At 57.8% G+C, this 26393-nt stretch carries 24 protein-coding genes; 14 read left to right on the top strand and 10 right to left on the bottom strand.

Features of this window, described 5'->3' with window-relative positions; translation table 11 throughout:
- Nucleotides 1–40 precede the first annotated feature (40 nt).
- Entirely contained in the window at nucleotides 41–679 is a 639-nt protein-coding gene (locus AVCG78_RS04000) for an outer membrane protein (RefSeq protein ID WP_071204672.1), read from the bottom strand.
- A 412-nt stretch (nucleotides 680–1091) separates the two neighbouring features.
- Between AVCG78_RS04000 and AVCG78_RS03995 the strand changes: the two genes are divergently transcribed.
- From AVCG78_RS03995 to AVCG78_RS03975, 5 genes are all read left to right on the top strand, one after another.
- On the top strand, nucleotides 1092–1871 hold the full coding sequence (locus AVCG78_RS03995; protein ID WP_071204673.1) for an SDR family oxidoreductase: 780 nt from the start codon (nucleotides 1092–1094) through the stop codon (nucleotides 1869–1871).
- The gene (gene uvrC / locus AVCG78_RS03990) at nucleotides 1868–3928 is read left to right on the top strand and encodes an excinuclease ABC subunit UvrC (protein ID WP_071585306.1); all 2061 of its coding nucleotides are present in this window, start codon (nucleotides 1868–1870) and stop codon (nucleotides 3926–3928) included. The genes AVCG78_RS03995 and uvrC overlap by 4 nt, the downstream gene beginning before the upstream one ends.
- A gap of 112 nt (nucleotides 3929–4040) precedes the next feature.
- Nucleotides 4041–4631 (top strand): CDP-diacylglycerol--glycerol-3-phosphate 3-phosphatidyltransferase, encoded by a 591-nt coding sequence (gene pgsA / locus AVCG78_RS03985; RefSeq protein ID WP_015915538.1) that lies wholly within the window; start codon nucleotides 4041–4043, stop codon nucleotides 4629–4631.
- On the top strand, nucleotides 4628–4885 hold the full coding sequence (moaD, locus tag AVCG78_RS03980) for a molybdopterin converting factor subunit 1 (protein ID WP_015915537.1): 258 nt from the start codon (nucleotides 4628–4630) through the stop codon (nucleotides 4883–4885). The genes pgsA and moaD overlap by 4 nt, the downstream gene beginning before the upstream one ends.
- A 4-nt stretch (nucleotides 4886–4889) precedes the next feature.
- The gene (locus AVCG78_RS03975) at nucleotides 4890–5348 is read left to right on the top strand and encodes a molybdenum cofactor biosynthesis protein MoaE (RefSeq protein ID WP_071204675.1); all 459 of its coding nucleotides are present in this window, start codon (nucleotides 4890–4892) and stop codon (nucleotides 5346–5348) included.
- Between the two features lie 162 nt (nucleotides 5349–5510).
- Here the strand turns inward: AVCG78_RS03975 and ndk are convergent, their stop codons facing one another.
- Both ndk and AVCG78_RS03965 read right to left on the bottom strand, forming a co-directional pair.
- Nucleotides 5511–5933 (bottom strand): nucleoside-diphosphate kinase, encoded by a 423-nt coding sequence (ndk, locus tag AVCG78_RS03970; RefSeq protein WP_041696404.1) that lies wholly within the window; start codon nucleotides 5931–5933, stop codon nucleotides 5511–5513.
- Nucleotides 5934–6039: 106 nt separating this feature from the next.
- Nucleotides 6040–6720 carry a glutathione S-transferase family protein gene (locus AVCG78_RS03965; protein ID WP_071204676.1) on the bottom strand — a complete coding sequence of 227 codons (681 nt, stop codon included), beginning with the start codon at nucleotides 6718–6720 and terminating at the stop codon, nucleotides 6040–6042.
- A 160-nt stretch (nucleotides 6721–6880) separates the two neighbouring features.
- On the opposite strand from AVCG78_RS03965, the gene AVCG78_RS03960 reads away from it, so the two are divergent.
- Both AVCG78_RS03960 and AVCG78_RS03955 read left to right on the top strand, forming a co-directional pair.
- Nucleotides 6881–8764 carry an ABC-F family ATP-binding cassette domain-containing protein gene (locus AVCG78_RS03960; RefSeq protein WP_071585308.1) on the top strand — a complete coding sequence of 628 codons (1884 nt, stop codon included), beginning with the start codon at nucleotides 6881–6883 and terminating at the stop codon, nucleotides 8762–8764.
- Nucleotides 8765–9376: 612 nt separating this feature from the next.
- Nucleotides 9377–11284: a HAMP domain-containing methyl-accepting chemotaxis protein gene (locus AVCG78_RS03955; RefSeq protein WP_156582637.1), complete on the top strand. Its 1908-nt coding sequence runs from the start codon at nucleotides 9377–9379 to the stop codon at nucleotides 11282–11284.
- A 145-nt stretch (nucleotides 11285–11429) separates the two neighbouring features.
- On the opposite strand, the gene AVCG78_RS03950 is transcribed toward AVCG78_RS03955, so the two are convergent.
- Complete coding sequence (locus tag AVCG78_RS03950; protein WP_071204679.1) at nucleotides 11430–11879, bottom strand: DNA polymerase III subunit chi; 450 nt, start codon at nucleotides 11877–11879, stop codon at nucleotides 11430–11432.
- A 14-nt stretch (nucleotides 11880–11893) separates the two neighbouring features.
- Nucleotides 11894–13387, bottom strand: coding sequence for a leucyl aminopeptidase (locus tag AVCG78_RS03945; RefSeq protein WP_156582636.1), 1494 nt, complete (start codon nucleotides 13385–13387; stop codon nucleotides 11894–11896).
- Between the two features lie 369 nt (nucleotides 13388–13756).
- Between AVCG78_RS03945 and AVCG78_RS03940 the strand changes: the two genes are divergently transcribed.
- The 4 genes from AVCG78_RS03940 to AVCG78_RS03925 all read left to right on the top strand — a co-directional run bounded on the left by AVCG78_RS03940 (nucleotide 13757) and on the right by AVCG78_RS03925 (nucleotide 19292).
- Nucleotides 13757–14563 (top strand): phosphatase PAP2 family protein, encoded by an 807-nt coding sequence (locus tag AVCG78_RS03940; protein ID WP_174089656.1) that lies wholly within the window; start codon nucleotides 13757–13759, stop codon nucleotides 14561–14563.
- A 126-nt stretch (nucleotides 14564–14689) separates the two neighbouring features.
- Nucleotides 14690–15874 carry an LPS export ABC transporter permease LptF gene (gene lptF, locus AVCG78_RS03935; protein WP_071204681.1) on the top strand — a complete coding sequence of 395 codons (1185 nt, stop codon included), beginning with the start codon at nucleotides 14690–14692 and terminating at the stop codon, nucleotides 15872–15874.
- Nucleotides 15871–16959: an LPS export ABC transporter permease LptG gene (lptG, locus tag AVCG78_RS03930; RefSeq protein ID WP_071204682.1), complete on the top strand. Its 1089-nt coding sequence runs from the start codon at nucleotides 15871–15873 to the stop codon at nucleotides 16957–16959. Before lptF ends, lptG begins: the two co-directional genes overlap by 4 nt.
- On the top strand, nucleotides 16959–19292 hold the full coding sequence (locus AVCG78_RS03925; protein ID WP_071204683.1) for an LPS-assembly protein LptD: 2334 nt from the start codon (nucleotides 16959–16961) through the stop codon (nucleotides 19290–19292). The genes lptG and AVCG78_RS03925 overlap by 1 nt, the downstream gene beginning before the upstream one ends.
- Before the next feature lie 233 nt (nucleotides 19293–19525).
- Here AVCG78_RS03925 and AVCG78_RS03920 read toward each other — a convergent pair whose 3' ends face one another.
- Complete coding sequence (locus AVCG78_RS03920) at nucleotides 19526–19696, bottom strand: hypothetical protein (RefSeq protein ID WP_156538201.1); 171 nt, start codon at nucleotides 19694–19696, stop codon at nucleotides 19526–19528.
- A 149-nt stretch (nucleotides 19697–19845) separates the two neighbouring features.
- Between AVCG78_RS03920 and AVCG78_RS03915 the strand changes: the two genes are divergently transcribed.
- Genes AVCG78_RS03915 through rsmA form a run of 3 tightly spaced genes read left to right on the top strand, consistent with a single transcriptional unit; the run spans nucleotide 19846 to nucleotide 22669 of the window.
- Nucleotides 19846–20793: a SurA N-terminal domain-containing protein gene (locus AVCG78_RS03915; protein ID WP_071204684.1), complete on the top strand. Its 948-nt coding sequence runs from the start codon at nucleotides 19846–19848 to the stop codon at nucleotides 20791–20793.
- 8 nt (nucleotides 20794–20801) lie between these two features.
- Entirely contained in the window at nucleotides 20802–21842 is a 1041-nt protein-coding gene (pdxA, locus tag AVCG78_RS03910; protein ID WP_071204685.1) for a 4-hydroxythreonine-4-phosphate dehydrogenase PdxA, read from the top strand.
- On the top strand, nucleotides 21842–22669 hold the full coding sequence (gene rsmA, locus AVCG78_RS03905) for a 16S rRNA (adenine(1518)-N(6)/adenine(1519)-N(6))-dimethyltransferase RsmA (protein WP_071204686.1): 828 nt from the start codon (nucleotides 21842–21844) through the stop codon (nucleotides 22667–22669). Before pdxA ends, rsmA begins: the two co-directional genes overlap by 1 nt.
- Nucleotides 22670–22697: 28 nt before the next feature.
- Here the strand turns inward: rsmA and AVCG78_RS03900 are convergent, their stop codons facing one another.
- From AVCG78_RS03900 to mltG, 4 genes are all read right to left on the bottom strand, one after another.
- On the bottom strand, nucleotides 22698–23378 hold the full coding sequence (locus tag AVCG78_RS03900) for a class I SAM-dependent methyltransferase (protein WP_071204687.1): 681 nt from the start codon (nucleotides 23376–23378) through the stop codon (nucleotides 22698–22700).
- A 68-nt stretch (nucleotides 23379–23446) separates the two neighbouring features.
- Entirely contained in the window at nucleotides 23447–24109 is a 663-nt protein-coding gene (gmk, locus tag AVCG78_RS03895; RefSeq protein ID WP_015915521.1) for a guanylate kinase, read from the bottom strand.
- Between the two features lie 3 nt (nucleotides 24110–24112).
- Nucleotides 24113–25003, bottom strand: coding sequence for a YicC/YloC family endoribonuclease (locus AVCG78_RS03890; RefSeq protein ID WP_071204688.1), 891 nt, complete (start codon nucleotides 25001–25003; stop codon nucleotides 24113–24115).
- Between the two features lie 55 nt (nucleotides 25004–25058).
- Nucleotides 25059–26303, bottom strand: coding sequence for an endolytic transglycosylase MltG (gene mltG / locus AVCG78_RS03885; protein ID WP_409065471.1), 1245 nt, complete (start codon nucleotides 26301–26303; stop codon nucleotides 25059–25061).
- Between the last annotated feature and the right edge of the window lie 90 nt (nucleotides 26304–26393).

Here is a 26393-nt window from a genome sequence, read left to right as displayed (position 1 = left end):
CAAACGCCGGGCTTCTTTCGAGATCACAATAATCGGCTGATCAGAACTTCATGCCGATACCAACCTTGACGCTCTGGTCGTCAAAGCCGCGCGATACCTTGGAACCACCGATGTTGTAGTCCTTGTTCTGGTAATCGGTGTAGCGGTATTCCACACGAGTGGTGATGTTGTTGGTCACCATGGCTTCAACGCCTGCACCGACCGTGTAGCCGAGAGCGGCCTTGCTGTCAGAACCGCCAGCACCGGAAATCTTGGTGTCAGCCGCAGCCACACCGGCTGTGCCGTAAACCATGAATGGGTTGAGGTCGTAGCCGACGCGGCCACGAATAGAGCCGTTTACGCCCTGCTTGCCGGTCAGGCCAGCGCCAGAGCGGCTACCATTGCCGTCATAACCGATGTCAGCTTCACCACCGTAAACGATCTTGTCGTTCTGCATGTTGTAGCCGCCATAGACCTGGCCGCCGAACGCACGGGCGCTGAACTTGCTGCCGTGCGAACGACCCATTGTATAGGTGCCTGCACCGCCGACATAAGCACCGGCCCAGTTGCTGACCGGAGCCGGCATATCGACGGCTGCGGGTGCTTCCGGCACCGACATGACGGCATCGGCAGCGTGAGCGCCGGTGACGAGGGAAAGACCAGCAGACGATGCCAGCAAAATCATAACGAGAGTACGCATACCAAATTCTCCTATTTATAAAACGAACCGATGGCGATCATGTCGTCTCTTGCGGTTCGAATACTTGCACGGATGTCCCTGCCCGCTTCAGTGTTGAAAATGGCCCTCAATTGCGGAATTGGAAGAGCCGAATTGTGAAATATTTTAGGCAAACACTAGGCAAAATTTAGACGTTGCTTTCGCGCAACAGGTGATTTGTTAACCCTAATAAATCGTCAACAAGATATTACTTTGCGCTCACGGCATTTTACTTTCGCAAATGCGGAGTGATACAGAGATTCAAGATGAAGAAAACGAAGATCGCTGACCTTCAATAAGTCGCGCCATGACATATATCTGGAGCGACAATAATGGTGCGCCTTGAGCGTCCGGCCTATCCATACAAAGCCGATTATAACAAAAGGTGAAGAGCATGTCCGCCCCTCGTCCAAAAGCTGTCTCAAGAACAGCACTTGTCACCGCTTCCGCCAAACGGATTGGCCGGGCCATCGCGCAGGATCTGGCAGACAATGGTTTTGCCGTTGCCATCCATACCCATGCGTCTCTTGACGAAGCTGAAACTCTGGCGCAGCAGATAAGTTCCAAGGGCGGCAAGGCGGTGGCCTTGAAAGCGGATCTTCGTGACATTGGCGAGACACAAGCGCTGATTTCAAAGGCGACGCAGGCGCTTGGTCCTCTCGGTCTGCTGGTCAACAATGCCTCGGTGTTTCTGGACGACAAGGCAGACCAGTTCGATGCGGAGCATTTCGCCGCGCATTTCGATATTCATGTCCGTGCGCCTGCCATTCTGTCCGCTGAATTTCATCGGCAGGTGCCAGAGAATGGCTCGGGCCTGATCGTCAACATCATCGATCAGCGGGTGCTGGCCCTCAAACCAACGTTCTTTTCCTATACATTGTCGAAATCCACCCTGTGGACGGCGACGAGAACTATGGCGCAAGCCTTTGCCCCACAGATCCGGGTCAATGCCATCGGCCCCGGCCCGACGCTGAAAAGCGAGCGGCAGGAGCAGAAGGATTTCCAGGCGCAGATAGACAGCCTGCCGCTGAAGCAGGGCGCGGGCCTTGAAGAATTCGGCCGCACCATCCGCTTTCTTTTTGACACGCCATCGATCACCGGCCAAATGTTTGCCCTCGATGGCGGGCAACATCTGATTTGGCCCGGCGCAAACGGCACGGAGATTGCGGAATGACCCCAGGGAAGCAGCCGGAAGGCGGCATTCTCTATGACGGCACAGAAGATGACGAGGATGACATTGCGACAGACGGCGCAATCGACCCCGCGGTCGCTGCCGTTCTGCCGCCGATCGACTGGAACGAAGGCGCCCTGCATGGCAGCGGCCTGACCGGTGCCGATCTGATTGCGGAATTCGTCAAGAAACTGCCCAACAATCCGGGCGTCTACCGGATGATGAATGGCGACGGCGATGTCCTCTATGTCGGCAAGGCCCGCAGCCTGAAGAAGCGCGTCAGCAATTACGCGCAAGGCCGCCTGCATTCCAACCGCCTGACCCGCATGGTGCGCGAAACCGCCCATATGGAATTCGTCACGACCCGCACCGAGGTCGAGGCACTGCTGCTCGAAGCCAACCTCATCAAGCGTTTGCGGCCGCGCTATAACGTGCTGTTGCGCGACGACAAGAGCTTTCCCTATATCCTGATTACCGGCGATGGCCGCGCACCCGCCATTTACAAACATCGCGGTGCGCGCGCCCGCAAGGGCGATTATTTCGGCCCCTTCGCCTCGGCAGGAGCGGTTGGGCGCACCATCAATTCGCTGCAACGGGCCTTTCTGTTGCGTACCTGCACCGACAGCGTGTTCGAGAGCCGCACGCGGCCCTGTCTTCTTTACCAGATCAAGCGCTGCTCCGGCCCCTGCACCCATGAAATCAGCGACGCCGATTACGGCGTGCTGGTGAAGGAAGCCAAGGATTTCCTGTCCGGCAAGAGCCAGAACGTCAAGGAAGCCATGGCGCGGACGATGAACGAGGCAGCGGAAACCCTGGATTTCGAACGCGCCGCCGTGTTCCGCGACCGTCTTGCGGGCCTCTCTCATGTGCAGAGCCACCAGGGCATCAACCCGGCGGGCGTCGAGGAAGCCGATATTTTCGCCATCCACCACGAGGGTGGCTTGACCTGTATCCAGGTGTTCTTTTTCAGGACCGGACAGAACTGGGGCAACCGCGCCTATTTCCCGAAGGCCGATCCGCAAATGACTGGTGCGGAAGTGTTGAGCGCCTTTCTGGCACAGTTTTACGACGACAAGCCCTGTCCCCGGCAAGTGCTGCTGTCGGAGGGGATTGACGAACAAGATTTGTTGAGTCTCGCGCTCTCCGAAAAGGCCGGTTACAAGGTGACGATCCTGGTGCCGCAGCGTGGCGAGAAGAAGGATCTGGTCGAGCATGTGCATGGCAATGCCCGCGAAGCGCATGGCCGCAAGCTGGCGGAGACGGCCTCGCAGGAGCGGCTATTGAAAGGCTTTGCCGAGACCTTCGCACTCACCTACGTGCCGCGCCGCATCGAGATCTACGACAATTCCCATATCATGGGGACCAACGCCGTGGGCGGCATGGTGGTGGCCGGGCCGGAAGGCTTCGTGCGCAACCAGTATCGCAAATTCAACATCAAATCGACCGACATCACCCCCGGCGACGATTTCGGCATGATGCGCGAAGTGATGACACGACGCTTTTCGCGTCTGCTGAAAGAAGAAGGCAAGCCGGACCGCAACACTATCACCGAGGAAGGCGCGGATGCGGTTTTCCCGGCCTGGCCCGACGTGATCCTGATCGATGGCGGCCAAGGCCAGATGACCGCCGTCAGGGCAATCCTGAAGGAACTGGACATTACCGATTGTGTCACCGCCATCGGCGTCGCCAAGGGCGTGGATCGCGATGCGGGGCGCGAGCGTTTCTTTGCTGAGGGCAAGCCGGACTTCACACTCGCTCCCCGCGATCCGGTGCTGTATTTCATCCAGCGGCTGCGCGACGAGGCACATCGATTCGCCATCGGCTCGCACCGGGCGCGGCGCAAGAAGGAAATGGTCAAGAACCCATTGGATGAAATCGGCGGCATCGGACCGACCCGCAAGCGGGCGCTGTTACAGCATTTCGGTACGGCCAAGGCGGTCTCGCGGGCTGCAATGAACGACCTGATGGCAGTGGATGGCATTTCGGAAGTCGTTGCACGACAAATTTACAATCATTTTCATGAAAATTCTGGTCATTCTCACGAAAACAGCCGGGAATAGCTACATTGGGCATAAAATGGCCGTTTCGCCCCCGGAAAAACCTTAGCACCGGCTTGACGATCGATCTTCCCAAGCGCCATCTTCCAGCGCTTCACAACAAAGACAGGGCATCATGGCTTCGCGTACCTACAGCATCCCCAACCTGTTGACATATGGCCGTATTCTGGCCGTGCCTTTGATTGTTCTGTGCTTCTATCTGGAAGGCAAGCTGCAAAGCACCGACTTTGCCCGCTGGGCGGCGCTGGCGATTTTCGTTGTCGCCTCGATTACCGATTTCTTCGATGGCTATCTGGCCCGGATCTGGAACCAGACCTCCAATATCGGCCGAATGCTCGACCCGATTGCCGACAAGCTGCTGGTCGCCACCTGCCTGTTGCTGATGGCCGCCGATACCGAAAAAACCATTGCCGGCTGGTCGCTCTGGGCCGCTATCATCATCCTCTGCCGCGAAATTCTGGTCTCCGGCCTTCGCGAATATCTGGCCGAGCTGAAGGTGAGCGTGCCGGTGACGCGGATCGCCAAGTGGAAAACCACCGTGCAAATGGTGGCACTGGCCTTTCTACTGGCCGGTCCGGCGGGCGACAAGGTCCTGCCTTACACCACCCAGATCGGCATCGGCCTGTTGTGGATCGCCGCCGCCCTGACCATGTATACCGGCTATGACTATTTCAAAGCCGGTGTGAAGCATATGGTGGACGAATGACCGTCAAGCTCGTCTATTTCGCCTGGGTGCGTGAAAAGATCGGCCTCGACGAGGAAGAGCTTGCGCTGCCCGAGCAGGTAAAGACTGGCGCCGATCTGATTGCCTATCTGACCGAGCGGGGCGAGAATTACGCCGAGGCGCTGCAATTTCCAAACGCCATTCGTATCGCTGTCAATCAGGAACATGTCGAGCACGACGAGCTTTTGGCAGGCGCCCGTGAGATCGGCCTGTTTCCGCCGATGACTGGCGGCTGAGGCCATGGTGTCGCCTGTCATCCGGGTTCAGAAGGACGATTTCGACGCTTCGGCAGAGACGGCACTCATAACGGATGGCCGCACGGATATCGGCGCTCTGGTGTCCTTCGTCGGACTTTGCCGTGATGAACAGGGCAGGCTCGATGCGCTGGAGCTGGAACATTACCCCGGCATGGCAGAGGCCGAGATGAACCGGATTGCCACGCTTGCTATCAATCGGTTCGACCTGATGGCGCTGACCGTGCTGCATCGCTATGGCAAGATCGCCGCTGGCGAACAGATCGTGCTGGTCATTGCCGCCTCAAGCCACCGGCAGGCAGCCTTCGACGGCGCCAATTTTGTGATGGATTTCCTGAAAACCGCTGCCCCCTTCTGGAAGAAGGAACATGGCAAAGACGGCACGTCAGGCACCTGGGTCGCCGCCCGCGACGCCGACGACGCGGCCCGCGACAGGTGGACATAAAAAAACCGGAGCCTCTCAGCCCCGGTCTTTTTCATTCTGAAAGTAAAAGCCTCGAAGAGGCCTAGAGTCTGTCAGGTTCAGATTGAACCAGACAGACTCTAGATTCTCTTGTTTTCGTTTGTCTTTTTGGGAAAACCGGATTCCACTTTTCCCTGACAAACTTTAGCCGACGATTTCGGTGGCTGCGAACCAGTAAGCGATTTCTTCAGCGGCAGTTTCCGGGGCGTCGGAGCCGTGAACGGAATTTTCGCCGATGGAGAGGGCGAACTGCTTGCGGATCGTGCCTTCGGCAGCCTGGGCAGGGTTGGTTGCACCCATGATTTCGCGGTTCTTGAGGATGGCGCCTTCGCCTTCCAGAACCTGAACCACGGTTGGGCCGGACGTCATGCCTTCAACCAGTTCGCCGAAGAAAGGGCGTTCTTTGTGAACGGCGTAGAAGCCTTCAGCTTCGCGCGTGCTCATCCAGACGCGCTTCGAAGCAACAACGCGCAGGCCGTTGTCTTCAAAAACCTTGGTGATCGCGCCCGTCAGGTTACGCTTGGTTGCATCCGGCTTGATCATCGAAAAGGTGCGTTCAATCGCCATCGTCTCGTCCTTTGTTTGTAGGGAAAGTGGGCGGTTTCTACCTGCCCCGATTCGCGAAAACAAGGGGGAGACGCGAATTTCACGCCACCGTCACATGACAAGGCCTTTATGCCGCGTCAGCCTGCACCAAGCCAAGGGCCGCGCAGCGCTCGAACCATTGCGCTGCCGGATCGTCTTCGGGCAGGAAGATCGAGCCTGTGACGATCTTCAACCACTGGAATGCGCCAAACACGATGTAATCAGCAAACAACGGCTTTTCCCCGCCGATAAAGGGCTGCGACCGCAGCATATGTCGCAAGGGCTGGAGTTTCGCCGGAAACGCCGCAATCGCACCGTCGCGATCCGGGAAAATCTCTTCCAACACCTTGCCGAACAGCGCTTCGCGGGTTTTGCGAAAATGCGCCTGATCGGCGGGAGAGATCATGTTGTAGATATCCATAAGGACGATGGCACTGATGGCCGGATGGATAGTGGATTGCGAATAGCCTTCCACAAACCGTGCCAGAGCCTTGCCGCCCTCGCCGCGAAACAGGCTGGGACGGTCGGGATAGGCCTCTTCCAGATAAAGCGCGATCTGGAAACTGTCCGCGACCACGGTATCGCCATCGCGCAGGATCGGCACGATTTTCGAGACCCCCTCCTCCACCGTTGGAATTTCGGTAAAGGCCAGCGGCTTTTCCTCGAAGCTCAATCCCTTGTGGCGCAGCGCCAGGATGATCTTCCAGCAATGCGGTGAAAACGGACGAGTGAGGTCCGTGCCTGCAAGTGAGTAGAGAAGTCGGGTCATCGGTGGTGGCCTCCGGTCGAAACAATTCGACTATCGGATGCCAATCGCCCCAACTATTCAAATCAAAAATGCTTATATCAGCCATCAACATCAAGACTGACGTCCTTCCCCACCCCCGCCCCCCTTGCCTTCCCGGCCATCATCGGCCAAAACGCCAGCCATGATTACCATCAATGACGTCTCCGCCCGTATTGCAGGCCGCCTGCTGATTGACCACGCCAGCATTTCGCTGCCAACAGGCACGAAAGCGGGTCTTGTCGGCCGCAATGGTGCCGGTAAATCCACCCTGTTTCGGGTGATCACCGGCGACCTGGGAGCTGAAAGCGGCTCGGTCTCCATCCCCAAGAATGCCAAGATTGGTCAGGTGGCGCAGGAAGCCCCCGGCACCGAGGACAGCCTGATCGAAATCGTCCTGGCTGCCGACAAGGAGCGCACAGCGCTGATGGCGGAGGCCGAAACGGCCACTGACCCGAACCGGATCGCCGACATCCAGATGCGGCTGGTGGATATCGATGCGCATTCGGCGGAAGCCCGCGCCTCCAGCATCCTTGCCGGTCTCGGCTTCAACCAGGAAGCACAGTTGCGCCCAGCCTCGGCCTTTTCAGGCGGCTGGCGGATGCGCGTGGCGCTGGCCTCGGTACTGTTTGCCGAGCCGGACCTGCTGCTGCTGGACGAACCGACCAACTATCTCGACCTTGAAGGTACGTTGTGGCTAGAAGACTATATCCGCCGCTACCCGCACACCGTCATCATCATCAGCCATGACCGCGACCTTCTCAACAATGCGGTCAATGCCATCGTCCATCTCGACCAGAAAAAGCTGACCTTCTATCGCGGCGGCTATGACCAGTTCGAGCGCCAGAAGGCCGAGAACGACGAATTGCAGATGAAGTCGAAGGCCAAGAGTGATGCGGCGCGCAAGCATCTTCAAGCCTTCATCGACCGGTTCAAGGCCAAGGCCTCCAAGGCCAAACAGGCCCAGAGCCGTGTGAAAGCGCTGGAGCGCATGGGCACGGTCTCCGCGGTTATTGAAGACCACGTCCAGCCGATCACCTTCCCTGAGCCGGAAAAACAGCCGGCATCGCCGATCATCGCCATCAATGGCGGTTCCGTGGGTTACGAACCCGGCAAGCCGATCCTGAAGAACCTCAACCTGCGCATCGATGCGGATGACCGCATCGCGCTGCTGGGATCGAACGGCAACGGTAAATCCACCTTCGCCAAATTCATTTCCGGTCGTCTTCCGCCCGAAAGCGGCGATCTGCGGCTGGCTCCCAGCCTGAAGATCGGCTTCTTCGCCCAGCATCAACTGGACGACCTAGTGCCGGAAGACACGCCAGTGGAACATGTGCGCAGGCTGATGCCGCAGGCACCGGAAGCCAAGGTACGCGCCCGCGTCGCCCAGATGGGGCTGGCCACCGAAAAAATGGCCACCGCTGCCAAGGATTTGTCCGGTGGTGAAAAGGCCCGGTTGCTGATGGGCCTTGCTGCCTTTCACGCCCCCAACCTGCTGATCCTCGATGAGCCGACCAACCATCTCGATATCGACAGCCGCCGCGCGCTGATCGAAGCGCTGAACGATTATGACGGCGCGGTCATCCTGATCTCCCATGATCGCCACCTGATCGAGGCAACGGTGGACCGGCTCTGGCTGGTCAATAACGGCACCGTCACCACATTCGAGGGTGACATGGAAGAATACCGCGACCTGATTGTCTCTTCGGGTAAAAAAAAAGAAGAAAAAATTGACGTAACCGTCGAGGCCGGAAAAAAAGCCGACCAGCGCAAGGCCAATGCCGAAAAGCGGGCCGCGCTGGCGCCGCTGAAGAAAAAGATCAACGAAATCGAATCTTTGACCAAAAAGCTGGAGACAGTGATTCAAGGTCTTGATGCAGAACTTGCAGATCCGGTTCTCTACGAAAAGCATCCCGCCAAGGCGGCGGAAAAGGTTAAGCAGCGTGGTGAGGCCGCCGCCAAGTTGAGCGCTGCCGAGGAGCAATGGCTGGAGCTTTCAACCGAATATGAAGAGGCGATGGCGGGTTAGGCAGCCTTTGCAATCGTAATCTATCAGAATGCTTGGAAGTCACCGATTCTATAGTTGTGATCGAAATCGCAATCAGATGCACAAAACAAAAAAACAACTTTAAATTTTAAATACTGACTATATTGAACAATGCACAATGCCGACACTTAAAGATTGCGTCGGACATAAATGCCGGAAGTCCTCTTTTCCGTTATTATTTTTGCATCGCAAACAAAAACCATTCGACTGAATGCAGCGAAGCAATTCTCTAAACCCCTGAATCTTTTAGGATAAGCCAGCAAACCCCTAAAATAGCAGGGTTAATTATCTATTAGAGATATTTTAAATATTAAGCAACATCATCCTCGCCAAGGACAGGCCAGCAAGAAACGTGCCGGTTTCCATGTCCCTCCGTCGGCTGTCAGCGCTCGCCCCCAGCGTGACTGTCGCGTCATATCTGTCAGCAGGTTCAGCCGCTCTACGGCTTTTATATATCCATTCCTCCACGGTGCTCTTCCAGCACGTGTCACATGATGAAACTCCCGGTCTTCTGCGCAATGAAGTGTGCGGAATGGTGCAAGCACGCCGTCGGACAAAGATGACCTTTGCCATGGGCTCGATTGGAACAGATCAATGCATCTGAATTTCTCGCTCAAGACATCGCTGGCCAGCGCGTTTAGCGGCCTGATGTTGCTTCTCCTCCTCCAGGGCTGCTTTGCCCTGTCGTCCATGTCTGGCGTGTTTGACAATGTAGAGGGATTGGCGAAAGACGCGGTTCCCTCGGTGGATATTACCAACCGCCTCAACATTTCACTCGCCAATGTGCGCGGCCTCGAAATGCGCCATATCCTCAGCAAAACGCCACAGGCCATTCAGGAAGCGGACGATGCCCTGAAAACGGAAATGCAGAAGCTGGACAAGCGGATGAAAACCTATGAAACGCTGATCTCGCTACCTGAAGAGCGCAAGGCCTATGACGCCTTCAAGCTGGCCATGGTTTCTTATGTGACGCTGCACAATCAGATGGTGGCCTATTCGTCCAGAGGTGAAAAGGACAAGGCTGCGGCCTTGCTGACCGGAGACATGGTCAGTGCCTATAACGCCATGGACGAACAAGCCGATATCTTCCGGGATGCCAATGTCGATGCGGCTGGCCGCATGTATGAAAATGCAGCATCGGCATTTCAACTGTCGCTGCTACTGAATGGCCTGGTTCTGGCGCTGGGTGCCATTGCCGGTATCGGGGCGATGATCTTTGTGTTTAAGGGCGTTTCCAATCCTATTGAGCGATTGACCCGCGCAATGCGGCGTCTCGCCGATGGCGACCTGAATACCCAAGTGCTCTATCTGGAACGCGGCAACGAAATCGGCGACATGGCTCGGGCGCTCGAAGTGTTCAAACAGAACGGCTTGCGGGTGCAGACGATGAATGCTCAGGAACTGCATATGCGGCAAAAATCCGATGAGTTGCGCGACAGTATCGGTGAAGTGGTCGCCGCTGCCGTGGTCGGCGATTTCAGCCAGCGGATCACCCGGGATTTCGATTTCGAAGATCTGAACGCCTTTGCCTCATCCATGAACAAATTGGTGCAGTCCATCGATACCGGCCTTGGCGAGACCCGCCGCATCGTCGCTGCCCTCTCGGATGGTGATCTGACCGATACGATGCGCGGCCAGTTCCACGGCGCGTTTGCCGAGTTGCAGCAGAATGTCAACGGGACAATGTCCGCACTGCGGGGCATTGTCGGCGAAGTGCGCTCCTCCATCGACATGATCAATTCCGGCTCCGGCGAATTGCGGTTTGCCTCGGACGATCTGGCCAAGCGCACCGAGCAACAGGCCGCCACCCTTGAAGAAACTTCCTCGGCATTGGAAGAAATCACCACGGCAGTGCATTCCTCCAATGATCGTGCCCAGCAGACCAGCCGCATGGTGGATGAGGCCCGCCGCAGTACCGAACAATCCGCCTCGGTCGTCCATGACGCCGTCTCGGCCATGGGCCGGATCGAACAAGCCTCCGGCGAAATCGGCAAGATCATCAATGTCATCGACGAGATCGCCTTCCAGACCAACCTGCTGGCGCTGAATGCCGGCGTCGAGGCGGCACGTGCCGGTGAAGCCGGCAAGGGCTTTGCGGTCGTCGCTCAGGAAGTGCGCGAATTGGCGCAACGCTCCGCAGGTGCTGCCAAGGACATCAAGTCGCTGATCACCAAATCGGGCGAGGAAGTCAATGCAGGCGTGCGGCTCGTTACCGCCACCGGCGATGCACTCTCCAAGATCCGCGATCATGTCGTGGATATCAACGCGCAGGTGCATCAGATCGCCAATGCCGCCAAGGAACAATCCTTCAAGCTGCAAGAGGTCAATTCTGCCGTCAGCCAGATGGACCAGGTCACCCAACGCAATGCCGCCATGGTGGAAGAAACCACTGCGAGCACCAACCAACTGGCCGATGACGCCCAGAACCTCGCCCGGCTGATCTCGCATTTCAAGCTGGAAGCTGGCGGCGCTCACCAAAGACAGAAACGTCAGGCGGCCTGAGCCGGAAACGCCTGCGTCCCACCAATCACATTGACGCGGGAAACCGCGTCAATGTCTCGTTTCAAGCAGTCAACAAGACATTCGAGAACCTCATATTCTCGTTTATCTTATCGGGAAAACCGAGGTCCACTTTTATCTGGCAAACTCAAGCCTTCTTTTCCCATCGGCCTTGGTTGTTCTGTTGCCAATAGGTGAGCGCGTGGCCCTCACCCTTCAGCCGTTTCCATTCACCTCTCGCCGTTTCCAACTCGCCCTGATCATGGCCGTCGAAGACGAAGACGATCCGGTCATAGACAAGCGGAAGGTCCGGCACGGCACCGTCGATATAAAAGCGCACCGTCGCCCCATTGGGATTGTCTGATGACAGGCAGAGAAGGATCGGTTGTGCCTCCGCCTGCTCGCCGGTGCTGATCCCATGCGCCAGAAAACTGTCGTCGCGAAAGGTCCATAAATGCTGATCCAGCCGGTCACACCGCTCCGGATCGCGCATTTCTACGCCAACCTTCCAGCCGCGCTCGACGCTTTTTTCCAAAAGCGCCGGAAGCGCATCCTCCAACCGGGTCTCGGTCAGGTGATAGAACAATACCTCGGTCAAGGCCGGGCTATCCCTTACGCTTCATAGGCATCGCGCACCAGTTGGTCGAGCAGGCGCACACCAAAGCCCGACGCCCAGGACTGGTTGATCTCGTCCTTCGGAGAAGCCATCGCCGTACCGGCAATGTCGAGATGCGCCCACGGCGTGTCGCCGACGAAGCGCTTCAGGAACTGCGCCGCCGTGATCGAACCACCATACCGGCCACCAGTATTTTTCATATCGGCGAATTTGCTATCGATCAGCTTGTCGTAATCCTTGCCGAGCGGCATGCGCCACAGGCGCTCATTGGTGGAGAGGCCAGCCTTCAGCAGGTTTTCGGCCAGCGTGTCATCATTCGAAAACAGCCCGGCATGCAGATTGGCAAGCGCCACCAGGATGGCGCCAGTCAGCGTCGCCAGATTGATCATAAAGGCAGGCTTGAAACGGTCGTTGCAATACCAGAGCGCGTCGCACAGCACGAGACGCCCTTCGGCATCGGTATTGATCACCTCGATGGTCTGGCCGGACATCGAGGTGACTATATCGCCGGGGCGCTGGGCATTACCATCAGGCATGTTTTCGACCAGGCCGAGAATACCGACCACATTCACCTTGGCCTTGCGGGCCGCCAGCGTATGCATCAAGCCGATGACGGCAGCAGCACCGCCCATATCGCCCTTCATATCTTCCATGCCACCCGCCGGCTTGATGGAAATGCCGCCGGTATCGAACACCACGCCCTTGCCGATGAAGGCAATGGGCTGCCCTTCAGGCGCGCCGCCCTTCCACTGCATGACCGCAAGGCGTGGCGGGCGGACCGAGCCCTGGGCCACACCCAGAATCGCGCCCATGCCGAGGCTGGCCATTTCGGTTTCGGTGAGGATTTCCACCTCGACGCCTAGCGCTTCCAGCGCCTTGGCACGGTCGGCAAATTCCACCGGACCCAAAACATTGGCCGGCAGGTTGACGAGGTTGCGCGCCAGAAGAACACCATCAACAACAGCCCTGCCCTCAGCGGCAAACAACCGTTCCGCAGCAACGGCCACAGCGGTTACCAGGGTGATCTGGACGGCGGAAGGTGCCTTATCGTCATCGTCTTTCTTCTTCGTCTTGTAATCATCGAAGGAATAGGCGCGCAGCAGCATGCCGATGGCAAAATCCCGCACGCCCTCAGCCGTTATCGTCAACCCCTCAGCATCGAGAAAGACCGTCGCGGCCTCCGAGCCTTTCAGGTTTGCCGCCGCCACCCCACCCAGACGCAGCCAGTCATGATCGACAAGATCGGCGGCCTTGCCAGTCCCGATGACAATCAGCCGATCTGCCTTCGAACCGGTGGGCGCGAGAATGTCGAGAACCGACATGGCCTTGGCCTTGAACTTCGCCGTTGCTGCGGCCTTCGCGAAAATTCCGGACGGATCGACCGTGGCCGCCCCGGCTGGCAACGTCGCTTCAGCCTCCTTCAGGCTGAGGACCAAGCCCGCCTCGATTAAGGCGGATGGGGCAAAGGAAATTTCCAGCTTCATGGACATGGCTTACTCCGGCACTGTATGTTTGATCGCAATTGTCACGATTTGCTCTGGGCGCCGATCATGTCGGTTTTGCGCATGATTGCAACAGGGCTCGCCTCCTTGTCCTCATGCCTTCTCCTCACTCCGGATCAAAGACGCGCTTTGCCAACGCCGCCCCTGTCGCCATCGATCACAAACCCACATCCCCCAACAGACCCTAATTTGGCCGTTCCCGACCCGTGAATACAGTAAAGATTTGTAATGCGTGGCCTGCCTGCAACTGGTCTTTGTCTTATAACATCTATAAGCATTCGCTATGATGCAAATCAGCACCGGGGCGAACGAAGACCGGGGCAAGCCCGAGTTGTGACGAGCCTCAAGAGTTTGACGATGAAGACCAGTGCCCGCAAACCCCAGCTGACCGTCACGGATATATTTGGACGGCACTGTCGTATTCCCGATCTCACCCGGTCCTCCTTTACGACCGCCGCCTTGCTATCCACCGTCTGGGTGATGCTGCTGGTGGTGTTCTATTCAGCGCCCGGCTTCGATATCGCGGTGTCTGAAGTGTTCTTTCGCGCCGGCAATTGCACAGCGCATGAGGCAAACACGATCTGCGGCGGCTTTCCCATTTCGCGCGAGCCAGTCCTGAAGGCGATCAGGCAAATCCTGTTCTACATGCCGCATGTAGTGGGCGTCGGCGTGCTGGTGGCGCTGATCGTCAAGCTGTGTCAGCCGCGCGCCGCCTGGCAGCAGGAACAGATCGTCAAGCTGGTTCTGTCGCTGCTGGCAACGGCCATTGGACCCTATCTGCTGGTCAATGTGTTTCTGAAGGACATGTCCGGCCGGCCACGCCCCAATCAGACCGTGTTCTTCGGCGGACCCTATGGGTTTGAACCGGCGGGCAATTTTGCCGGTGCCTGCGATCAGAACTGTTCCTTCATTTCCGGCGAAGCCGCAGGTGCGGGCTGGATCATCTGCATCGTTCCCCTGCTGCCAGCCACCTGGCGTCGGCGCGTCGGCTGGCCGCTGGTCTTCGCATCGCTTGCCTCGCCCCTGCTGCGGCTGGCCTTTGGGGCACATTACCTGTCCGACGTGGTTCTGGGCTGGCTGTCTTCGCCGGTGATCTTCGCCATTGTCTTTGCCGTGGCAAACGGCTGCGGGCTTTTGCGGGCCAGAAACCAGCCCCATCTTTAAATGAGGCACATAAATCTGCCTGTTGCCGAGAAGCATCATTAAAAAGTCCTGCACAGATGATTGAAGCATCGGCTCTTGTGTTTTGCCCTGACGATGGGCAAATAGGCGCTATTGGCAGGATCCGGCATGAAGCTTCTTGAGTCCTATATATTGCGGCGTGTCGCGCAGATGTTCCTGACGGCACTTCTGCCCGTGCTGGCGATCATCTGGACAACACAGGTCCTGGCACGCATCAATCTCGTGACCGATACCGGACAGTCGATCGGCTCTTTTGCCACGCTCGCCACCCTCATCCTGCCCACCATCATTCCCATCGTCATGCCGTTTGCGCTGGTTATTGGCATAACCCAGAGTCTGACGGCGATGAACAACGATTCCGAGCTGGCCGTCATCGACGCCGCCGGTGCGTCTCGTGCGGTTATTCTCCGGCCAATCCTGCTATTTGCGCTGGCCATCAGCGTGATAACGCTTGTTATCACCAACGAAGTGCAGCCAAAAGTGAAAGTGGCGGCGCGTCAGATGATTGCCAATGCCTATGCCGACCTTCTCTCGACGGTGATCGAGGAAAAAACCTTCCGCAAGGTGGAAGACGGCCTTTATGTGCAAATTTCCCAGCGGCTGGCGGGACGCGTGCTGAAAGGCCTGTTCGTCGCCGATTACCGCGACCCGGCCTATTCGCTGATCTATTATGCCCGCGAAGGCGCGGTGGATGAGACCGGGACCGCGTTGATCATGCATGACGGTGAGGTGCAGCGCAAAGCACCGGGTGGCACGGTTTCGATCGTACGGTTCGATTCCTATGCCTTCGACCTGTCCGACCTGACGGAAACCCGTGGCAAGGCAAAGATGCGGCCGAGCGACCGCAGCCTGAGCTTCCTGCTCAATCCGGATACGAATGACGACGATTACAAGGACCACCCAGGCGAATACCGGGCGGAACTGCATAAGCGCATGACTGAATGGCTCCTGCCCTTTGCCTTCGCGCTGATTTCACTGGCCATCGCCGGCGATGCGCGCTCCCACCGAGAGGCACGGCTGCATCCTATGGTCTCGGCATTGACCCTTGCGCTTGTTCTGCGCTGGCTGACATTCTATGCCGCCAACAAGTCCGAATCGAATGCCGCCTTCATCGTGCTGATGTATGCGACACCGCTCGCCAGCGCGGCGATTGCCACCCTGATGCTGATGCGGCAGAAGAAATCGCAATTGCCAGCACCCTTGCGTCGTATGATCGACACGACACGGTTGGCCTTTCAGCGGCGCTTTACCTCCAATAGCGCGAACGGCCAGGACAATGGAGGCAGCGCATGATGCTCAACACGCTCAGCCGCTATTTTCTCAAGCGCTATGCGATCACCGTGTTCTGGTTCGTGATCGGCGTCGCAGCGATCATTTTCCTGATCGACTTCAGCGAGGTCAGTGGCCGGTTCTCCGACAACGAACAATCCTCGCTGTTTGGCGTCTTCCTGCTGACGCTGATGCGCCTGCCGCTGCTGCTCCAGCAAACCGTACCCTTCATCGCATTGTTTTCCGGGATGGTGACCCTGATCACCCTGAACAGGCGCTCCGAATTGGTGATTGCGCGTGCCGCAGGCATTTCCGTCTGGCAGTTCATGTTCCCCTTCCTGCTGGGCGCTTTCCTGCTCGGCTGCGCCACATCCCTGCTGATCAATCCGCTTGCCGCTCTCGGACAGAAACAGGCCGCGACACTGGAGGCCGAATACAGCGACCCCGGCAAGGCCAGCAACAACAAGAACTCCGTGCCGTGGATGCGCCAGATCACCGGCAAGGAAGACACGATCATCGGCGCGACCTCGGTTCTGGAAGACGGAACGTTGCTGATGCAGGCGGTGTTCATCCACTTCGACGGCCAGGGTCGAATCACCTCCCGTCAGGATGCACGCACAGCGAAGTTGCAAGATGGTTACTGGTTGCTTAAGGATGTCGTAGAGACCAAGCCTGGCGAAACACCCAAGCGGGAGACATCGGCACAAGTTAGCACCAATTTGAAACAGGAATTTGTACAGGAGCGTCTCGCACAGCCGGATACTGTTGCTTTTTATGAACTTTCTCAGAAAATCGCAGTTGCCAAATCCTATGGCGTCTCAACGAAGAATTTGGAAACGCAGTTTCACACGCTGCTCTCCACTCCCTTCCTTTTCGTTGCGATGACTCTGATTGCTGCAACTGTTTCTCTCAAATTCAGCCGGTTCAACCAGTCACGTTCCGTGATTCTGGGTGGAATCATTTCGGGCTTCGTGCTTTATGTGGCGACAGTGCTCGTGAAGGCGTTCGGAAGCAGTGGCGTTGTGCCTCCGTTCGTTGCGACCTGGGTTCCTGTCATTGTTGCGACAGCGCTCGGGGCGACGATCCTGCTTCATCAGGAGGATGGTTAGTGGCGGCAATTGACCGCGGAAATATAAAACGGCTTTTCACAGCCCTGCTGGCAGGCGTCGCCTTTAGTGCGACCCTCGTTCCTGTGCCTTTTGCCTATGCGCAGACGGCCTCCAGCAATGGTTTGGTGTCACCGAAAATTCCCGCCGATGCGAAGCTCATGCTCGCAGCGAATGAAATGACATATGATAAGGACGCCCAGAAGGTGACTGCGGTCGGCGGCGTCCAGATCAATTACGCCGGCTACCAGATGGTATCCAAGCGCGTCGAATACGACCAGAAGACCGGCCGGATGATGGCCTATGGCAATATCGAACTGATAGAGCCTGACGGCAACCGCATCTATGCCGACAAGATGGACGTCACCGACGACTTCGCCAATGGCTTCGTCAACAGCCTGCGGGTGGAGACGACGGATAATACCCGCATCGCCGCCCAGAAGGGCGAACGCGTCAACGGCGACCAGATGATCCTCTACAAGGGTGTCTACACCGCCTGTCTGCCATGCGCGGAACAGGGCCGTGCGCCCTTCTGGCAGATCAAGGCGGAACGAGTCATCCAAAATGGCAAGACCCATACGATCCGCCTGGAAAACGCTCGCTTCCAGCTATTCGGCAAGTCGATTGCGCTGATCCCGTCAATCGAGGTTCCCGACAATACCGTCAAGCGTAAGTCGGGCTTCCTGTTTCCCGAATTCAGCACGACTCAGAAACTCGGATTTGGGGTTATTGTTCCCTATTACTGGGCCATTTCCCCGCAGACCGATGCCACGATCAAACTGGGTGGCTTTACCAGCCAGGGCGTGCTGATCGACACGGAAGTGCGTCATCAGTTCGAGGATGGATTGGCGACGCTGCGCTTTGCTGGCATCGACCAGTTAAACCCAGGCAAGTTCGACAGCGGCACCACGGATGCCGAGAAGGACTTCCGCGGCATGGTCGGCTCGACCGGCAAATTCGATATCAATCCCCGCTGGAGCTTCGGCTGGGACGTGATGCTGGAGAGCGACAACAACTTCGCACGCACCTACGATCTGGAAGGTTTCAACCAGAAAACCCATACCAATCAGGTCTATCTGACCGGTCTTGGGGATCGTAATTCCTTCGACATGCGCGCCTATTACTTCGACATCCAGGATGCCGACAGCAAGGATGTCGCCGAGCGCAAGCAGCCGATTGTCACCCCGACCATCGACTATAGCTATTATGCGCCGGAACCGTTCATGGGCGGAGAATTGTCGGCAACCGTCAACTTCACGGCCCTGACGCGTTATAACAGCGATATTCTCAACCTGAACAATGGCAACGAACGCTTCAGCGGACTGAAGGGCAATACGACCCGCCTGACCGGTGAAGTGGAATGGAAGCGCACCTTCGATACACCGCAGGGCGTGCTGCTGACACCTATCCTTGCCGCGCGTGGCGATGCCTTTGGCAATAACATGGACGCACCAGGGTCCAGCTATTCCGGCAATTACAACGACACCACCGGCGTGACCCGTTCGATGGTGACGGCTGGACTTGAGGTTCGCTATCCGTGGCTGCTCAGCGCGCCGGGCAGCACGCATGTGATCGAGCCGATTGGCCAGATCTTTGTCCGACCCGACGAGCAACAGGCCGGCCGACTTACGAATGAAGATGCGCAAAGCTTCGTCTTCGACGCCAGCAACCTGTTTGAGCGCGATAAGTTCTCCGGCTATGACCGGGTTGAAGGCGGTACGCGTGCCAATGTCGGCCTGCGCTATACCGGCTCATTCGACAGCGGTTATACATTGCGCAGTATCTTCGGGCAGTCCTACCAACTGGCCGGCAAAAACTCCTTTGCCTCCTCGGACCTGGTCTATGCCGGCAACGAATCGGGCCTGGAAACCGCGGTGTCCGATTATGTCGGCATGGTCGGGCTGGACACGCCTTACGGCATATCCACCTCGGTCAATGCGCGGTTCGATGAAAAGACCTTTGAGGTCGCACGGACGGATTCGGCCATCGGTTATCACAATGACCAACTGCAAACGAATTTCATCTACACCCAGATCGCAGCGCAGCCTAATTACGGCTATGATTACGACCGCGAAGAGATACAGAACGCCAGTTCGGTCAAGATTGGCGATTTCTGGTCGGTCTTCGGTTCGATTACTTGGGATGTGAAGAAGGACAATATCAACCGCTATGGCATCGGCGTGTCCTATGCCGACGATTGCACGATCTTCTCCATCGTTTACAAGAACAAGGACGATGACGAATCCGCCAATGACTGGTCCATCGGCGCCCGACTGACATTCCGCACCTTGGGCGATGTCAAAGTAGGCGATACCGACGTCACCGGGTTCAATTGATCTGTCTCGCCTTTTAAAAGCCCGCTGTTTTCCCTGGAAAGCAGCGGGCCACGTTCCTATTGATCCAAAATATCAATAGCACCGTGCGGAGACTGGATTCGGCACGATGCTATTGGTTTTTATTTTCACATCGGATTTTTCAAGATCCGGTTCGCGGCTTTTCGGTCTGATGCCTTAGAACAGATGTGTTTTTATAAGAAACGCTGCCGCACGATTGGTTGACACGGCGTTTCTTATGGAAAAGCCATTGTTTCGCCGCAGGGTTTGTGCAATCGATCCTGCAATAAAGCATTTTCAGCAAAAGTGCGGTGCGGCTTTGTGGTGTAAATGCCTGAAAGTAAAAAGGGAGCATTCTGCGGTTCACTTTGAAGCGGGAATTCTCCAATATGCTGTGCCTGCTGCATAATTCTTTGAATCATTGCCGATTTAAGAAATTATGCAGCAGAGTTTACCGGGAAAAAACGTGCGTGTTTTTAACGGTAGACCCTGAACACGATCATTCAGAGGGTGCCGCGCGCCATTGGATCGCTGCGGCATGGGAAAAGGACAGGTGATGACCTTGAGCAATAAAACTTTGCGCGCCGCTGTTGTTGCAACGGTGGCTTTGATTTGCGTGACAGGCTTTGCGCCAGCAACGGTCACTCCAGCTCTGGCCGATACCGGCGTGGCTGTCGTCGTCAATAAAACCGCGATTACCAATACCGATTTGGCACGGCGGATTGCCTTCCTGAAACTTCGCCACGAGACAGGTGACGTCGCTAAAAAGGCCCGTCAGGAATTGATCGACGAGCAACTGAAGCGCCAGGAAATCGCCCGGGTCGGAATGTCCGTCAGCACCATGGATGTCGACCAGGCTTTTGGGCGGTTCGCCGCTTCCAACAAACTGTCCACGCAGCAGATGGGCCAGATCCTTGATAAGGCCGGCGTCGGCGTCGAGCACTTCAAAGCCTATATTGCCGTGCAGATGAGCTGGCCGCGACTGGTAAACGCACGCTATGCGTCCCGCTCGAAGATGAGCAATCAGGACATGGTTACCCGTCTGCTTGAAAACAAACAAAAGCCAGTGACGACGGAATACACCCTGAAACAGGTTATTTTCGTTGTTCCCGTCGCCAAACGCGCCACCTTGACCGCCAAGCGCAAGGCAGAGGCCGAAGCGTCCCGCGCCAAGTTTCCCGGCTGCGACCAGGCGATGGATTTTGCTAAAAACTACCTCGATGTATCTATCCGCGACCTCGGTCGGGTGATGAAGCCTGAATTGCCTGACGACTGGAAGCCTTTGATCGAGGGCGCGAACGGCACCACCACAGGCACGCGCGTCACCGAACGCGGAATTGAATATCTGGCGATCTGCAATCAGAAGCAGGTCTCCGACGATCTAGCCGCCGAAGCGGTTTTCAAGGCCGAAGATATCGGCAAGGAAGACAAGTCCAAGGGCGATCCGAATTCCGAAAAATACCTGACCGAACTGCGCTCCAAGGCCCAGATCATCAATCGTTGAGCATCATCATGTCGGATACCAGCCAGCGTCTTCCCCTCGCCTTGACCCAAGGCGATCCAGCGGGGATCGGCCCGGATATCGCCTTGGTGGCATGGACGAAGCGCAAGGCGCTCGACCTGCCGCCATTCCTGTTTCTGGGCGATCCAGCCGTGCTGAAAAGCCGTGCAAGACTGCTGGGGCTGGACATTCCCTTCAAGGAAACCGGGGCAGAGGATGCGGCAGAGGTTTTCGAAACCGCGTTTCCGGTTCTGCCGATCCCTGTTGGTATCGATGTCGTGGCTGGCGAGCCGCATGTTGCAACCGCGCGCTCGACGATAACAGCCATTGAAATGGCGGTTGATCTTTGCCTGAAAGGTCAGGCTGGCGCGGTCGTGACCAATCCCGTCGCCAAATCCGTGCTCTATGAGGGCGGATTTGGTTTTCCAGGTCATACCGAGTTTTTGGCCGCTCTTGCCGAAAAGGCCACAGGCCACCCGGTCATGCCCGTGATGATGCTGGCCGGAGCGCAATTGCGGGCAATTCCGGTCACAATCCACATGCCGCTAAGCGCGGTGGCGCCAGCGCTGAGCGAAGACCTGATCATTCGCACCTGTCGCATCACCCATGCCGACCTGCGCGACAAATTCGGCATTGCCGAACCTCGGCTCGCCGTTGCCGGGCTCAATCCGCATGCTGGCGAAGGCGGCGCGATGGGCCGCGAAGACGAAGAGATCATCGCACCGGCTCTCAAAATCCTCCGCGCGGAAGGAATCGACGCTTTCGGGCCGCTGCCTGCCGACACCATGTTTCATGAGGAAGCGCGCCGCCGCTACGATGTCGCTGTCTGCATGTATCACGATCAGGCGCTGATACCGGTGAAGACCCTGGACTTCGACGGTTCGGTCAACGTCACCCTCGGCCTACCCTTCGTGCGCACCTCGCCCGACCATGGCACCGCGTTCGGCCTCGCCGGCCAGGGTATTGCCCGTGAAAACAGCTTGGTCGCAGCGCTACGCCTGGCGGTGGATATCAGCCGCAAGGCCGCCCTCACCCACGCATTGGCCGTCTGATGGCCGCTCTGGACGGATTGCCGCCGCTGCGCGACGTTATCCAGCGCCATGGGCTGGATGCAAAGAAAGCACTCGGCCAGAATTTTCTGCTGGACCTCAATATCACCCAAAAAGTCGCCCGCACCGCCGGTGACCTGACGAATGCGACGGTGTTCGAGGTCGGCCCAGGCCCAGGCGGCCTGACGCGCGCCTTGCTGGCGCTGGGCGCCAAGAAGGTTATCGCCATAGAGCGCGACAGCCGCTGCCTGCCGGCGCTGGCCGAGATTTCCGACCATTATCCGGGCCGCCTTGAGGTGATTGAAGGCGATGCGCTGAAGACCGATTTTGAAGCTATGGCCCCGGATGGTCCGGTGAAAATCGTCGCCAACTTGCCCTATAATGTCGGCACGCAATTGTTGATCAACTGGCTGATGCCACGCCAATGGCCGCCCTTCTGGGACTCGTTGACGCTGATGTTCCAGAAGGAAGTCGGCCAGCGGATTGTGGCGCAAGCCGATGACGACCATTATGGCCGACTCGGTGTACTCTGCGGCTGGCGGACTGAGGCCCATATGGCGTTCGACCTGTCACCACAGGCCTTCACACCACCGCCGAAAGTGACATCCACAGTGGTGCATCTGACGCCGCGCCCTGCCCCCATCCCTTGCGAGATCGCCAAGCTGGAAAAACTGACCCAGGCCGCCTTTGGTCAGCGGCGCAAGATGCTGCGTGCCAGCCTGAAGCCCCTGGGTGGTGAAGCGCTTCTGAACCGCGCCGAAATCGATCCATCGCGCCGGGCAGAAACCCTGTCGGTCGAGGAATTCTGCCGGATTGCCAATCTGCTGTAGCCACTACTCAATCAAACAAACGCGCCGATCATGCCTTCGGGACGCGCAGGGTAAACAGGGCGACCCGGCCATGACGCCGGACGTCCACATCCTGAAAATGCGCACTGAGCGTCTCCGTAAGGCCCTCCTGCGTGTCGTGGCGATTGCCGAAAACACCCTTCGCATTGTAGACCGCCATCAGTCGTCGGCCATAGTGGTTATGGCCAGCGCTCTCGCCGAGGATTGTCGCCCCGTATATCACCCCGCCGGGTTCCAGATAGGGCGACAGATGGGCGATGGAAGCTGACTTTTCCGCCATGCTGCCCGGCAAGCAGTGATAGAGATAGAACAGCGAAATTGACGAAAAACGGCAATCCGACGGCAGCGGCTGCGGTCGCCTCACGTCACCGACATAGGTGCTACACGCTCGGCCCAAAGACCGGGCCAAGCGCGCCTGCGCCGCCTTCAGGCTGTTCGGGTTGAGGTCGAGCAGGCTGACCTTCTGATGCGGGCCGATCCCCGCCTCCGCAAGGTAATAGCCCGTGCCAACGCCGACATCGAGATGATTGTCACTGAGATGCGCCTTGAAGAACGGGAGTAGCACCTTGCGCGTCGGGCATGTCCAAGCGAAGCGGTTGGAAAAACCGAGCACGACGAGATCATAAAGCTTCAGGGTTAGCGGCGAATAGATCGCCGCACCCGAGCTGCTATCGAGACCATTCTCCGCCATTGGCATCTCTCTCCTCATGCCACCAGGAACAGGCTATTTGGTTCGGACCCTCCAGTCCTGACCATATGTTAAAGCTTTGGCTCTTCCGTAATCAGGTTATTGACGAAATCGAACAGGCCCGGGCGGCGGTCGCGGCGCAGGCGCTCGGCCTTGACGATTGACTGCACGGCATCGAAGGCCGAATTCAGATCGTCATTGACGATGACATAGTCATATTCACGCCAATGCTCGATCTCGGAGCGGGAATTGGCCAGCCGCGTCTGGATCACCTCTTCGGAATCCTCGGCGCGGCGGTGCAGGCGCGATTGCAGCTCGGTCATGGTCGGTGGCAGGATGAAGACCGAAACGACATCGGCGGCCATTTTCTCCTGCAATTGCTGGGCACCCTGCCAGTCGATGTCGAACAGCATGTCACGTCCCTCTGACATCGCCACCTCCACCGGCTCGCGTGGTGTACCATAGAAATTGCCATGCACTTCCGCCCATTCCAGCAGCGCATCCGAGGCCTTGAGCCGCTCGAATTCACGCTGCGAAATGAAATGGTAATGCACGCCCTCGATTTCACTCGGACGACGCTGGCGCGTGGTGACGCTGACCGACATGCCGATCTGCTTGTCGATATCCATCAGCGTGCGTGAAATGGTCGATTTACCCGCCCCCGAGGGTGAGGAAATCACCAGCATCAGGCCGCGCCTGGGAATGGTGGCGTTTTTGGACGCTGCGATGGACATGTTTCACTCCAGATTTTGGACCTGCTCGCGGAACTGGTCGATGACGACCTTCAATTCGATCCCGGCCGCCGTAACCGCGGCGGAATTGGATTTGGAGCAGATGGTATTCGATTCGCGATTAAATTCCTGCGCCAGAAAATCGAGCTTGCGCCCGACCGGACCGCCAGCGCGCAGCAGGGTCCGAGCCGCAGCCACATGCGCCTTCAACCGGTCGATCTCCTCGCGCAGATCGGCCTTGGTGGCCATCAAGGCAGCCTCGGCGTAAAGCCTGTCCTTGTCCAAAACAGGCGCGGACGCCAGCAACGCGCTGATCTGCGTGGCGAGCCGTCGTGCGATATCGTCCGGGCTGCGGGATGGATCAGCCTCGATGACCAAGGCCAGTCGCTCGATTTCATCGATATGTGCGAGCAGGACCGCCTGCAAGGCAAGGCCCTCGTGCGACCGCATCTCAGCAAGTGCGGCGACGGCGGTTTCCAGTTCGCCCAGCAGCATTTGCCGCCGTGCGGCCAGCTGTGTGCCGTCCTCCTGGGCCTCGCGCAGATCGACAAGGCCACGGATGGACAGAAGCGTGTCGAGCGACAATGGTTCGGCAGAGACGATGCCCGGCCCCAATTGAGCACGCAACTCCAGAACGGCATCCAGCGCATCGCGGTTGACCACCGCTTCCATGCGGTTGTCGCTGGCCGTCAGGCTCAGGCCAACCTGCACATTGCCGCGAGACAGCAGCAAGGCGACCGCCGCCTTGACGTCGGTTTCCATGTCTTCCAGGCCCGGCGGCAGGCGAAGCCGCACATCCAGCCCCTTGCCATTGACCGAACGCAGCTCCCAGGCAAAACGATAGCGGCCGATCTGACCTTCATTGCGGGCGAACCCGGTCATCGATTGCAATGTCATCGTGTGTCTTCCATCGCAGCTACGTTTGACCGGTCATCCGGCCAGCCGCGTCACGTTATTTTTTCTTCGCCGGTTTCGGAGCCTGATCAGGATCCGCTTCGGGCTGGCCATCGACAGCTTGACCCGGATCTGCACCCCGATCCGCCTCCAGCTTGCGCCAGCGCCTGACATTGGCATTATGCTCATCCAGGGTCGATGCAAAGACGTGACCGCCGGTGCCATCTGCGACGAAATACAGATCGGAGGTGCGCCAGGGATTGGCAACCGCCTCCAGCGCCGCGCGGCCTGGATTGGCAATCGGTCCCGGCGGCAGGCCCTTGATCACATAGGTATTATAGGGCGTCTGCTTCTGCAGGTCCGACTGGTAGATCGGCCGGTCGGCAGGTTTGCCGTCACCGCCGAACAACCCGTAAACGATGGTCGGGTCCGATTGCAGCCGCATGCCCTTCTGCAGCCGGTTGAGGAACACCGAGGCCACATGGGCGCGCTCGTCATCCTTGCCGGTTTCCTTTTCGACAATGGAGGCCAGAACCACGAATTGCTCCTTGGTCTTCAAGGACAGGTCGGGGGAACGATTGGCCCATATCTGATCGACAAGACGTTTCTGTCCGTCGAGCATTTGGTCGACGACCTCCTGCCGCTTGGTGCCCCGGGTGAATTTATAGGTATCCGGGCGCAGGCTTCCCTCTGGCGGCAGCGCCTTGGGTAGATCGCCTTCCAGCGTCTCATCCTTGGCCAGCCGGTCGAACATCTGCTTGACCGTCAGACCCTCCGGCAGCGTCACCGAATAGAGAATGGATTTGCCCGACCGCAGCAGCTCGAGAATATCCTTCATCGAGGCGCCGGCCTTGATCTCGTATTCGCCAGCCTTCAACGTATCGCCGTCATGCAGATAGGTCGATGTCATGTAACGGAAAATCCGCGCATCGGAAATCATGCCATTGCGCTCAAGGCTGGTGGAGATCTCGGAGACGCCCGCGCCGTTGCGAACCAGAAAATTGGCGTTGGTCGGGAGCGGACCGGGGTCCTGAAACGCAGAGACCACGTAATAGAAGGCAGCAACTGCGGCAATGCAGGCAAAGACCAGCAAGGTCATCACGAAATTCAGGAACACCACCACCTGGCTGCGCGCGCGCCGTGAACGACGCGGCGGTTGCGGCACCCGCTCTGGCCTCAGGGCTTCCGAGGGCGATTTGGGGATGAAAGGCCCTTTTGCCGCCTGGTTTTGATTTTGGGGCTGCTGTTCGCCACCATTGCTGGAACGGTTGGCTTCCTGGTCGACGCGATCGCTCACCGGCACTCCTCTTCTGTTCGGTCATGGTGCTTTTGGGCAAGCATTACGGCAAAAGCGGGTTCCGGAGACATGTCTTCCGGCGTTGTAGCGACGGCA

It is taken from the genome of Gillisella vitis (assembly GCF_021559775.1).
Taxonomy (GTDB): domain Bacteria; phylum Pseudomonadota; class Alphaproteobacteria; order Rhizobiales; family Rhizobiaceae; genus Allorhizobium; species Allorhizobium ampelinum.
This window is presented reverse-complemented; position numbering and strand designations above follow the sequence as displayed.

Bases quoted from the DNA above. Each gene is read 5' to 3' on its own strand.
- AVCG78_RS03920 (WP_156538201.1), bottom strand. From the start codon at position 19,696: ATGCAGCAGGCACAGCATATTGGAGAATTCCCGCTTCAAAGTGAACCG.
- AVCG78_RS03945 (WP_156582636.1), bottom strand. From the start codon at position 13,387: ATGTCCATGAAGCTGGAAATTTCCTTTGCCCCATCCGCCTTAATCGAG.
- rsmA (WP_071204686.1), top strand. From the start codon at position 21,842: ATGGCCGCTCTGGACGGATTGCCGCCGCTGCGCGACGTTATCCAGCGC.
- AVCG78_RS03915 (WP_071204684.1), top strand. From the start codon at position 19,846: ATGACCTTGAGCAATAAAACTTTGCGCGCCGCTGTTGTTGCAACGGTG.
- lptF (WP_071204681.1), top strand. From the start codon at position 14,690: ATGAAGCTTCTTGAGTCCTATATATTGCGGCGTGTCGCGCAGATGTTC.
- lptG (WP_071204682.1), top strand. From the start codon at position 15,871: ATGATGCTCAACACGCTCAGCCGCTATTTTCTCAAGCGCTATGCGATC.
- AVCG78_RS03995 (WP_071204673.1), top strand. From the start codon at position 1,092: ATGTCCGCCCCTCGTCCAAAAGCTGTCTCAAGAACAGCACTTGTCACC.
- AVCG78_RS03960 (WP_071585308.1), top strand. From the start codon at position 6,881: ATGATTACCATCAATGACGTCTCCGCCCGTATTGCAGGCCGCCTGCTG.
- gmk (WP_015915521.1), bottom strand. From the start codon at position 24,109: ATGTCCATCGCAGCGTCCAAAAACGCCACCATTCCCAGGCGCGGCCTG.
- AVCG78_RS03940 (WP_174089656.1), top strand. From the start codon at position 13,757: ATGAAGACCAGTGCCCGCAAACCCCAGCTGACCGTCACGGATATATTT.
- moaD (WP_015915537.1), top strand. From the start codon at position 4,628: ATGACCGTCAAGCTCGTCTATTTCGCCTGGGTGCGTGAAAAGATCGGC.
- AVCG78_RS04000 (WP_071204672.1), bottom strand. From the start codon at position 679: ATGCGTACTCTCGTTATGATTTTGCTGGCATCGTCTGCTGGTCTTTCC.
- AVCG78_RS03890 (WP_071204688.1), bottom strand. From the start codon at position 25,003: ATGACATTGCAATCGATGACCGGGTTCGCCCGCAATGAAGGTCAGATC.
- AVCG78_RS03900 (WP_071204687.1), bottom strand. From the start codon at position 23,378: ATGGCGGAGAATGGTCTCGATAGCAGCTCGGGTGCGGCGATCTATTCG.
- AVCG78_RS03975 (WP_071204675.1), top strand. From the start codon at position 4,890: ATGGTGTCGCCTGTCATCCGGGTTCAGAAGGACGATTTCGACGCTTCG.
- AVCG78_RS03955 (WP_156582637.1), top strand. From the start codon at position 9,377: ATGCATCTGAATTTCTCGCTCAAGACATCGCTGGCCAGCGCGTTTAGC.
- pdxA (WP_071204685.1), top strand. From the start codon at position 20,802: ATGTCGGATACCAGCCAGCGTCTTCCCCTCGCCTTGACCCAAGGCGAT.
- ndk (WP_041696404.1), bottom strand. From the start codon at position 5,933: ATGGCGATTGAACGCACCTTTTCGATGATCAAGCCGGATGCAACCAAG.
- AVCG78_RS03965 (WP_071204676.1), bottom strand. From the start codon at position 6,720: ATGACCCGACTTCTCTACTCACTTGCAGGCACGGACCTCACTCGTCCG.
- pgsA (WP_015915538.1), top strand. From the start codon at position 4,041: ATGGCTTCGCGTACCTACAGCATCCCCAACCTGTTGACATATGGCCGT.
- uvrC (WP_071585306.1), top strand. From the start codon at position 1,868: ATGACCCCAGGGAAGCAGCCGGAAGGCGGCATTCTCTATGACGGCACA.